Annotated in this window: 8 protein-coding genes and 1 pseudogene; 3 read left to right on the top strand and 6 right to left on the bottom strand. The window is 50.3% G+C overall.

The window, feature by feature from the left end:
* Positions 1-296: pseudogene (locus ACFQ3W_RS19395) on the top strand (PLP-dependent aminotransferase family protein); the annotation flags it as partial.
* A 250-nt stretch (positions 297-546) separates the two neighbouring features.
* Here the strand turns inward: ACFQ3W_RS19395 and ACFQ3W_RS19390 are convergent.
* Together ACFQ3W_RS19390 and ACFQ3W_RS19385 are read right to left on the bottom strand one after the other, a co-directional pair.
* Positions 547-765: a hypothetical protein gene (locus tag ACFQ3W_RS19390; RefSeq protein ID WP_379320881.1), complete on the bottom strand. Its 219-nt coding sequence runs from the start codon at positions 763-765 to the stop codon at positions 547-549.
* A gap of 12 nt (positions 766-777) precedes the next feature.
* Positions 778-1,584, bottom strand: a complete 807-nt coding sequence (locus ACFQ3W_RS19385) for a DUF2161 domain-containing phosphodiesterase (RefSeq protein ID WP_379320880.1) — start codon at positions 1,582-1,584, stop codon at positions 778-780.
* A gap of 348 nt (positions 1,585-1,932) precedes the next feature.
* Here ACFQ3W_RS19385 and ACFQ3W_RS19380 point away from each other — a divergent pair, with 348 nt between their 5' ends.
* A complete protein-coding gene (locus ACFQ3W_RS19380) occupies positions 1,933-3,828 on the top strand; it encodes a PrkA family serine protein kinase (protein WP_379320879.1) in 1,896 nt (631 codons plus the stop codon).
* Between the two features lie 339 nt (positions 3,829-4,167).
* On the opposite strand, the gene ACFQ3W_RS19375 is transcribed toward ACFQ3W_RS19380, so the two are convergent.
* The 3 genes from ACFQ3W_RS19375 to yhbH form a co-directional block, all read right to left on the bottom strand.
* Positions 4,168-5,142 carry an aldo/keto reductase gene (locus tag ACFQ3W_RS19375; RefSeq protein WP_379320878.1) on the bottom strand — a complete coding sequence of 325 codons (975 nt, stop codon included), beginning with the start codon at positions 5,140-5,142 and terminating at the stop codon, positions 4,168-4,170.
* Between the two features lie 143 nt (positions 5,143-5,285).
* Positions 5,286-6,725: a SpoVR family protein gene (locus tag ACFQ3W_RS19370; RefSeq protein ID WP_379320877.1), complete on the bottom strand. Its 1,440-nt coding sequence runs from the start codon at positions 6,723-6,725 to the stop codon at positions 5,286-5,288.
* Entirely contained in the window at positions 6,722-7,885 is a 1,164-nt protein-coding gene (yhbH, locus tag ACFQ3W_RS19365; RefSeq protein WP_379320876.1) for a sporulation protein YhbH, read from the bottom strand. Before yhbH ends, ACFQ3W_RS19370 begins: the two co-directional genes overlap by 4 nt.
* A 177-nt stretch (positions 7,886-8,062) precedes the next feature.
* Here yhbH and ACFQ3W_RS19360 point away from each other — a divergent pair, with 177 nt between their 5' ends.
* Positions 8,063-9,082 (top strand): DUF7309 domain-containing protein, encoded by a 1,020-nt coding sequence (locus tag ACFQ3W_RS19360; protein ID WP_379320875.1) that lies wholly within the window; start codon positions 8,063-8,065, stop codon positions 9,080-9,082.
* A gap of 100 nt (positions 9,083-9,182) precedes the next feature.
* On the opposite strand, the gene ACFQ3W_RS19355 is transcribed toward ACFQ3W_RS19360, so the two are convergent.
* Positions 9,183-10,037, bottom strand: coding sequence for a DegV family protein (locus ACFQ3W_RS19355; RefSeq protein ID WP_379320874.1), 855 nt, complete (start codon positions 10,035-10,037; stop codon positions 9,183-9,185).
* Positions 10,038-10,052 lie beyond the last annotated feature (15 nt).

Here is a 10,052-nt window from a genome sequence, read left to right as displayed (position 1 = left end):
TGCTTGCGCTGCTGCAGGCGCCGCCCTGGCGGGGCGCCGCAGCAGAGGACCCCGGCGGCGGGCGCTACCTGTGGGTGCGCCTGCCCGCCGGGGTCAGCAGCGAAGCGCTGCTGCGCGCTTCGCTGCGGCATGGCACAGCGTTCCTGCCGGGAACGCTGTGCTGTGCCGGCGAGCCGGATGACGCGGATGCGTACATCCGGCTGAGCCTTGCCGCGCAGGATGATGCGCGGCTCAGGGAGGGCGTGGCGCGGCTTACCGCCGCGCTGGCGGAGTTTACGGCGCGTTCCGCGGAGTGAACGCGCCCTGTATTTGCCACAAGCGATGGCAGGCCGAGCTTGTGGAGGGATTGCAGAGGGGCGTAACTTCTAACGAACCTGAGTGACGCTATTTGAGCAAAAAACGGGGATTTTCAAATCTAACGAATCCATACAACGCTATTTGGCCAATTATCACGGTTTTTTTACGTTTTTACAGCAAATAAGAACGTATGGATTCGTTAGAATAAAAAAGCACGTATTTTTAGCCAAATAAGCTCTATTGGATTCGTTAGCACTTATTCACTCCAGAATGCTCACCCACCATGTCCTGTTCCATCGTCACACCCAAGGCACGCCTCATCATGCCCAGATACATCGCCGCATTCAGGCTTTGTCTCGCTATGACCCATTCCATCACCGCATCCAAGACACGCCCCGCCATGCCCCGCTGGTTCAAATCCTTTACTGGCTTCCAGCCTAAGCTATGATTAGCGGCGGCCAGCGCCATTTCCTAGGCGCGTCACTTCTTTTTCTTGCGGGTTTTGGCCTGCGGCGAGGAAGTGGGTGCTGCTGGTTCCGCCTTGACCGAGTCTTCGGAGACGGTAGCTGCAATCCGCCGCCAGCCTTCCACGACGTAGGCGTACTCCTTCAGGCTGCTGACCCCTTCCGGCGTCAGGGCGTATCGCCCGCGCGCGACGCGGCAGAACCAGCCGTAATAGTTACGCTGCAGGATCGCGGCTGCACTACCGACGCCGCTGCGGTCGCGGACATCCTTCGGAGCCATCTCCGCCTCCTCCTGCAGGGCGAGTGCGACGCGGAGCGCCTTTTCCCGATATGCGGTCATCAGTTTGGCGCCATGGCTGCCGCCAACATTATAATCACCGCTGCGTTCGTTGAATTCACGTGTAAGGCGTTCCGCTCGCGTTTTGATGACCCTTGCCGTTGGCATATAAACCTTGTCTCCCGGTGAGCACAAGATTTCCACAAAAGGGCTTTTGGTTTTAAATCGGGTTACCGTGATCAGCCCGAGCCCCAGGCGCCGACAAAGGACCGCAATTTCGTTCCATCGCTGATTGTGGGCCCCTTTTTTCGTCCGATTCTTTTCGACGGCCAAATAGACCTCGCCGCTGAGCTTCTGCCGTTCCAAACCTTGCAGCAGCAGGGCGATATTGAACGTTTTCTTCATTTCTACGATCAGCGGCTCATCGCTTCCCGACCGAATGCCGACCAGGTCACAGTGGCGAACCTCGCTTCGGATGATGTATCCCCGTTCCTCGAAAAATGCCTTAATCGGAGCGTATAGTTCCGTCTCATGTTCTACTGCCATGACGCTCTCCTTTTCGTTCCGTTGATTAGTACAAATTATAGCACAAAGTTGAAATCCGACTTTTTCGGGTGGAAATACCTTTTGCACGGAAAAAAAGGTCAACTTCTCCAGCCCAGGCGCATAGGTATGTAATACACTTTTTTTAGAATAAAGAAGTAATAAGTTTTCGGCGGAGCTGAACAAATTTTTAGTCGCAAGAAAAACTACCGCTTAAAAAGCGGTCTGTCTTCCTTGAACGTACGTCGATAGACGTTTTTCTTACGTGGTAGCTCCATTTGCAGGTTTAGCACTGGAACAGAGGGCGGGAAAACGGGAGAAACCCAAGCGGGAGTACAGGAGGTAGCGAACATGGAGATTTTTGAACGTATAGCGGCATACCGGGCGGAAAGCGACTCCTTGTCGTGGAGCGGCACATTCAAGCAATATATCGAAAAGCTGGCGGAAGATCCTTCTCCAGCCATGACCGCACATGCCCGAGTATACGAAATGATCAAATCCTTCGGTATAGAGGATGACGACGGACGCAAGCGGTATAAATTTTTTGAACAGGAAATATTCGGGTTGGACCGGGCGATCGAAAAGCTGGTGGAGGAATATTTTCACTCGGCGGCCAGACGGCTGGATGTTCGTAAACGTATTTTACTTTTAATGGGACCCGTTAGCGGGGGGAAATCAACGTTGGTAACGCTGCTTAAGCGGGGGCTTGAAAAGTTTTCTCGTACCGATAAGGGGGCGGTTTATGCCATTGCCAGCTGCCCGATGCATGAGGATCCGCTTCATCTCGTTCCACATGAACTTCGTCCTGAGGTAGAGAAGACGCTGGGGGTTCGTATCGAGGGGAATTTGTGCCCTGTATGCCAAATGAGGCTGAAAACGGAATATGGCGGAGACATTGAGAACGTTAAAATCGAGCGTGTTCTTTTGTCGGAAGACGAGCGGATCGGCATCGGTACGTTTAGCCCATCGGATCCAAAGTCTCAGGACATTGCCGATTTGACGGGGAGCATCGACTTCTCGACGATTACCGAATACGGCTCCGAGTCCGATCCCCGGGCGTACCGGTTTGATGGGGAGCTTAACAAGGCGAATCGCGGCTTAATGGAATTCCAGGAAATGCTGAAGTGCGACGAGAAATTTTTGTGGAATTTACTGTCTCTGACCCAGGAAGGTAATTTCAAGGCAGGCAGGTTCGCGTTAATTAGCGCGGATGAACTCATCATTGCCCATACGAATGAATCGGAATATAAATCATTTATCGCCAACAAAAAGAACGAAGCGCTGCAATCTCGCATGATCGTCATGCCGATCCCATACAACCTCAAGGTGTCGCAGGAGGAGAAAATTTACGCCAAGCTGATCGGGCAAAGCGATATGAGTCACATTCACATTGCCCCGCATGCCTTGCACTCCGCGGCTATCTTTTCTATTTTGACGAGGCTTAAAGAAACGAAAAAGCAGGGGATCGACCTGGTGAAAAAAATGCGGCTCTACGACGGCGAGGAAGTGGAAGGGTACAAAAATGCGGATTTGAAGGAGCTGCAAAACGAGTTTCTGGAGGAAGGCATGTCGGGCGTCGACCCGCGGTATGTTATCAACCGGATTTCAAGTGCGCTGATCAAGCAAGATTTGCACTGCATGGGGGCCCTTGATATTTTGCGAGCGATCAAAGATGGCCTGGATCAGCATGCTTCGATTACGAAGGAAGAGCGGGAGCGGTATTTGACCTTTATCGGGATTGCCCGTAAGGAGTATGATGAACTCGCCAAAAAAGAAGTGCAAAAGGCGTTCGTGTACTCGTTTGAGGAATCGGCGCGTACGTTGTTTGAGAACTATCTAGACAATATTGAAGCGTTCTGCAACTGGACGAAAATCCGCGATCCGCTGACGGACGAAGAGATGGATCCCGATGAGCGGTTGATGCGCTCCATTGAGGAGCAGATTGGCATTTCGGAAAATGCCAAGAAGGCGTTCCGGGAAGAAATATTGATTCGAATCTCCGCATATTCGCGAAAAGGGCGGAAGTTTGAGTACAACCATCATGACCGACTGCGGGAAGCGATCGAGAAGAAGCTGTTCGCCGATCTCAAAGACATCGTCAAAATCACAACCTCTACCAAAACACCGGATGAAAACCAACTCAAACGGATCAACGAGGTCAGCAAGCGGCTGATCGACGAGCACGGCTACTGCCCGGTGTGCGCTAACGAGCTTTTGCGGTACGTCGGCAGTTTGTTGAACCGGTAGGTAGGAGAAGTTTGTGCAAAAAGGCAATCCCCAACGCTGACAGCTATTCTGCTGCTATGCTGGGATTGCCTTGTTAGTTTTTGGCCTGTAACTCATCTGCAGTAAAATAAATGTAAAAAGTGCAGCTAATTCCGGACAAATGGCCATTTTTGAGAATTTAGCTGTAAAACATACATTTAGTTGGGGTCTGTTCACCGCAAATCCGGGTTAACCCTCTATATAGATGTACATTTTACAACTATTCACGAAAATCCGCCTAGGCCGCACAAATTAAATGTACAAAATGCAGCTAAATCTGCGCTTACGCCATGATCTGCACGCGCCAAAGTCGCCGACGCCTTAAGGCAGGCTTCTCCCGCGCGAGCTGATGTACAGCGTGTACCATTCCTCCCGCGTCAGGCGTAGTTTGAACGCATCCTTGCAGGCCCGAATCCGCTCGGGGTTGATCGTGCCGATCACCGGCTGGATACCGGCAGGGTGGGTCATTAGCCAGGCGAGTACGATCGCCTCGGGTGTGGTATTCTTGTCCGCCGCCATTTGCTGGACAAGCTTCGCCGTGGCTGCCACACTTTCATTTTGGCCATCCAAAGAGCGCCCGGAGTAGAGCCCTTGGGCGAGCGGCCCCCACGATTGGAGCTGAATATTTTCCAGACGGCAGTATTCGAGGGTGCCCTCCGGGAACACATTGTCTCTAGCGGCCTCTTGGTTCACATGAATACCGGTCTCCAGGAAGCCGATTTTCAGCAGGCTCATTTCGAGCTGGTTGACGATCAATTTCTCATCACTATACGCTTGAATCAGCTTCATCTGCCCCTGACTCATATTGGACACCCCAAAATGGCGGACCTTTCCGGAGGATTTGAGCTTATGGAATGCACTTGCAACCTCCTCGGGATCGACCAGGGCGTCGGGGCGATGGAGCAGCAGAATATCGAGATATTCTGTTCCAAGACGATGCAGAATGCCATCGACGCTGCGAAGGATATGCTCTTCGGAGAAATCAAATCGATGCGGGCTGTTCCCCTCGGCAAAACGGATGCCGCATTTCGACTGAAGGATGATTTGCTCACGCAGCCCTGGTTTCGATTTCAGAACCTGACCGAAGACTTGCTCCGCTTTCCCTACGGTATAAATATCGGCGTGATCGAACATGTTGATGCCGATTTCAAGCGCCGTTTCAACCGCGTGCTGTCCTTCTTTTACATGCTCGTTTGTAATTGGACTGTTTTTATCCCAGTCGCCGCCCATTCGCATGCAGCCGAGGACGATTTGACTGGCATTTATTCCGTGCTTTTGAATTGGGATCGTTTTCATTTTGGAAGCCCCCGTTCTATGATGGGATATGTAAGCAACATGTTCATTATACAAGCGTCGGCCGAGAAAAAGAAAGCGCCCTTCGCCATAGCGATGGGCGCCTGTAAGTTCATGGAAAAGACCGTCTTGTCAACACACCACATTTATAAAATTTTTCTGAAATGCTTCTGCCCATCGTAGGTGAACAGTGCCCGTTTCTCCTCGACGACGGTTTCAAGATGAACGGTTCGCCCCCAGAGCCGATACACATGGGGCAGCGTATGCTCCAAATATTTGAGATCCAGCTCAATGCCCTCATACTGATGCTTAAGTAACAGCTCACCGGCCCGCAAATAATCCCCGTCCTGCACGACGATATAGGGAGAGCCGCCATTCACTCGGGAGGCCACCAATTGATCACGGATATTTTCCCAGGTTTTATCGGTAATTTTCCACTCGGGGCCCTGTTTTTCAAAAATGTACAAATCGAGCTCGCGGACAAGGTCTCTTGTCAAATAACTTCGCAGGAAGGAGAGGTCGGAGTCGAGCTCCCGGACTTCAAATAGTTTCTCCCTTCCTTGGCCCGGTACCCGGCCGAAGCGCTGCTTTTCCTCTTCAGTGGGGCGGTCCCAGCGCCGCTCGATATCCTCGAAAATCTTCAGCCCCAAATAGTAGGGGTTCAAGCTCTGCTGCGAGGGCTGCACGACGGCAGAGTTCAGCTTGGCGAATTCGATCGTCTCCTCGCTGGTCAGGTCCAGCTCGCGGATGATCCGCTGGTGCCAAAACGAAGCCCAGCCTTCGTTCATGATTTTCGTCTCCATCTGTGGCCAGAAGTACAGCATTTCTTCGCGCAGCATGCTCATGATATCCCGCTGCCATTCCTCCAGTACTTCCGAATATTCCTGAATGAACCAGACAATATCTTTTTCAGGTTCCGGCGGGAACGGTATAGCAGACTGCTCTAAAGGGGCCTTGGCGCTTGCGGCAGGCTCATCCAGTGACCAAAGATCATCGTACTCATGAACCCGGGACGGTTCACGTCGTCCTTCCTTGGCCAGCCGAATTTTTTCTTCCATTTGTCTCCGTTTGTCATAGCGCTTTGGTTTGATAAGCTGAGGATCGACATGCTCCTGAATAGCAAGGACGGCATCGATAAAGCTTTCCACTGTATTTGCGCCGAATTCCAGCTCGTAGCGGCTAATCCGCTCAGCCGTAGCGGCCATACTTTCTACCATATCCCGATTTGTATTCGCAAAGCGGGCATTATTTTTGAAAAAGTCACAGTGCGCAAGCACATGTGCAACGATTAGTTTATTTTGGACGAGGGAATTGCCTTCTAGCAGAAAGGCGTAACACGGATTGGAGTTGATGACCAGCTCGTAGATTTTGCTGAGGCCGAAATCGTACTGCATCTTCATTTTGTTGAACATTTTTCCGAAGCTCCAGTGCGAGAAACGGGTTGGCATCCCGTAAGCACCAAACGTATAAATGATGTCGGCCGGACAAATTTCGTAGCGCATCGGATAATAGTCGAGTCCAAAGGAATCGGCGATTTCCATGATTTCCGCAATGGCATATTCAAGCTGCTGATGTTCGCTTGTCATACGGCCGCCTCTCCTTCCCGCTTATGGAAAAAGTGCTTCAGTGCACTGTAAACTTCACCTTTTTCCTTAATGACGTAGTACAGAAATTTATCCAGTTTGAAGTTTCGGTAGGAGGACATAAGCGTGCTCCCTCGATTGTATTGATTGACTTCTCCGTAGCCGAACATATTGCATCGCTTGAGCAGCTCGGCGATCAGCTTCGTGCAGCGATCGTTATCGGAGGTCAGATTGTCTCCATCGGAAAAATGAAACGGGTATATGTTATAGCTGGACGGGGGATATCGACTGTCGATAATCTCCAATGCCTTTTGATAGACAGAAGAGCATATGGTGCCTCCACTTTCTCCTCGGGTAAAAAACTCCTCCTCGCTCACTTCCTTGGCCTCGGTGTGATGGGCGAGAAACACGATTTCCACCTTTTCATACTGTCGGCGTAAAAACCGGGTCATCCAGAAGAAAAAGCTGCGTGCGCAGTATTTTTCGAAAGCTCCCATAGAACCTGACGTATCCATCATAGCGATAATGACGGCATTGGAGCGGGGTACGATAACATCCTCCCACGTTTTATAGCGTAAATCGTCTGGAGAAATGCCATGAATGCCTGGAGTCCCAGCAGTGGCGTTACGACGGAGATTTTCTAGAATCGTACGCTTTTTGTCGATGTTGGACATGAGCCCTTTTTTGCGGATATCGTTAAAGCGGAACGACACGGCGTCCATTTCTTCCCTATCCTTCTCTTGTATGAAGGGCAGCTCGAGCTCATCGAACAGCATTTCCTCCAGGTCCTCGATGCTAATTTCCGCCTCAACGTAATCATGGCCAGGCTGGTCGCCGGCTTTTCCGTTTTTTCCGCCGTCCTTTGGGCTGTCCTGACCAAGCACGTCGCCTACTTCGCTGTTTCCGTCTCCCTGTCCGACATGCTTATGCTTCTGATAGTTATGAATAAAGCGGTATTCCTCCAGATTGCGAAGGGGTACCTTGATGATTTGTTTTCCGTCGGACATGATGATGTTCTCTTCGGTAACGAGGTCCGGAAGATTTTGCCGGACGACCTCCCGGACTTTATCCTGATGCCGCTGCTGATCCTGGTAGCCCTTGCGATGCAGCGACCAGTCCTCCTTGGAGACGACAAAATTACGCGCTTCAGGTGAAGATGACATGATGAACACCTCCATATATGGATATCACGGAACGCTGTTTAGTGGATGTAAATTAAGTATATTCACGGATAGGGACGATATGTGAGGGGAAGAAGGGCATGAAGTGAACAGCGATTGTTGAAAAAGACTGAAAGATCGATAAAATAAGTACAAGTGATAGTATGAGGAGGGTAACAGTTGGAAGCTACTACAGCAGAATGGTCTCGTTTATATGAGGCGGCAGCGCAATTTAAAAAGATGAAGCCGTGGGAGTGGTTGTCCAATATTCATTTGTTTGGTGTTAAGGACCCTAAGAGTCATAAAATCGGCTATTGCTGCGTGATGGGAAACGGCGGAGAAATGTACGGAATGGCTGTTTATTTAGGGAGCGCGGGACTTCAAACTCTTCTTCAAATGCTAAACGGGGACTTGACGGAGGTAGACCCGCTTTTTATCCAGCATTGTTATATGCTTTCTTTCGATAACCGGGATGATTTATATCCGGAGGAATACGCTCAAATTAAACAATTGGGCTTATCCTACCGCGGGAGAAACGCTTGGCCAACTTTTCGCCTGTATGAGCCCGGTTACGTGCCGTGGCCTCTAACGAAACAAGAGGACGTTACACTTTTAACGGACGTTATTATGCAATCCATGGAAGTTAGCTTGTCGTATCGCAAAAATCCCGATGCCCTTCTGGAAGGGGAGCACCAATCTTTTCTTGTTCGAATCCCGGATAAGTCGGCAGGGGATAATTCCTCGACTTGGACAAGCGTTTGGCTAAAGCCTGAGCCGGATGAACCGAAAGCCTTCCATTCGAAAATGATGCTTGATGAAATTAGAATGGCTAAAGCAAAAAGGGCAGTTCAACATATAGTGGGGGTTTGGGAAGTAGACAGCTTTTTTGTACCTATGCCTATTCATGAGGAAGGGAGGCCTTTTTATCCGAAAATGAATTTGATTGCCGATGAGGCTTCCAGCCAAATCCTGCATCATGGATTAACGAAACAGCAGGAGGCTTCCCCTAATTTGGCCGAGGGCTTGCTTAAGTTAATTGAGGAGCACAAGGTCGTTCCTTCACTTCTGGTATCAACCAATTCCAAGGTGCTTGACGAATTGAAGCCTGTGATTGCTGGATTTGGAATACACACTCAAACGGTACAGGAAACACCTTCTATTGAACAATTCCTACAATCGATGAGAGAACACATGTTTTAAGCGAAAGAGCGCGAGCAACCGGGAATGATATCTCCAAGGACCCGCGCTTCTTACATGATAAATTTTTGCAAGGGGGAAACCCGCTTGCAGAGTTATACACTTAGCCAATCTTTTTCGTATATAAAATGCCGATCGTCTTGGCTCCGCAATGACTTGAAATGACGCAGCCAGCGTTAGAGGTTACTACGATTCGGGCTTGCGTTTTGGCTTCAAGCGCCTGCTTTAGATGAACGGCATCCTCGTTCGCTAACGAATGCGTAACGAATATGATATCGTTATCCATTTCTGGCAGGTGGCTAAGAGCGTTGCTCAGCAATTGATCCAGTGCCTTTTCACGGCTGCCGCGGATCTTGTAGGCAGGGGTCATTTTCCCATCGATCACCTTGATGACCGGTCGGATTTTAAGTAGGCTGCCGACCAGATTTTGCATGCCGGAGCAACGTCCGCCTTTATATAAATAATCGAGAGAATCAATAACGAATTCCGTCTCCACCTGAGGGCGAACCTTGTGGAGCAGCTTGACGATTTCAGGAACGCTTTGTCCCTCCGAGGCGGCATGAACGGCTTTCATAACCTGTAATCCGATTCCGGTTGACAGGTTTAGCGAATCGAACACCGTTACTTGTCCTTCAGGAAATTCCTCGGCTGCAATCAGGGCGTTCTGATAGGTCGAAGACAATTCGGTAGAAAGGCTGATGTACAGGATCTGCTGGCCTTCCTCCACAAAGGGAGTGAATGCCTGTATAAAATCCGCTGGAGAGGGAGCTGCTGTTTTTGGGGGTCTCCCTGTTTCCGATACCTTGCGGTACAGCTCTGGGGTGTTTAAATCAACTCCATCTTTATAAGTATTTTCAGAAAAGGTGACATAAAGGGGTACGATGCCGATACGATATTCCTCAATCCACTCGGGCGGTAAATCACAGGTGCTGTCCGCAAAAATTTTGATCGAACCCATAGTGATCCTCCTCGT

The organism is Paenibacillus puldeungensis, from assembly GCF_042678945.1.
Classification (GTDB): domain Bacteria; phylum Bacillota; class Bacilli; order Paenibacillales; family Paenibacillaceae; genus Fontibacillus; species Fontibacillus puldeungensis.
This window is presented reverse-complemented; position numbering and strand designations above follow the sequence as displayed.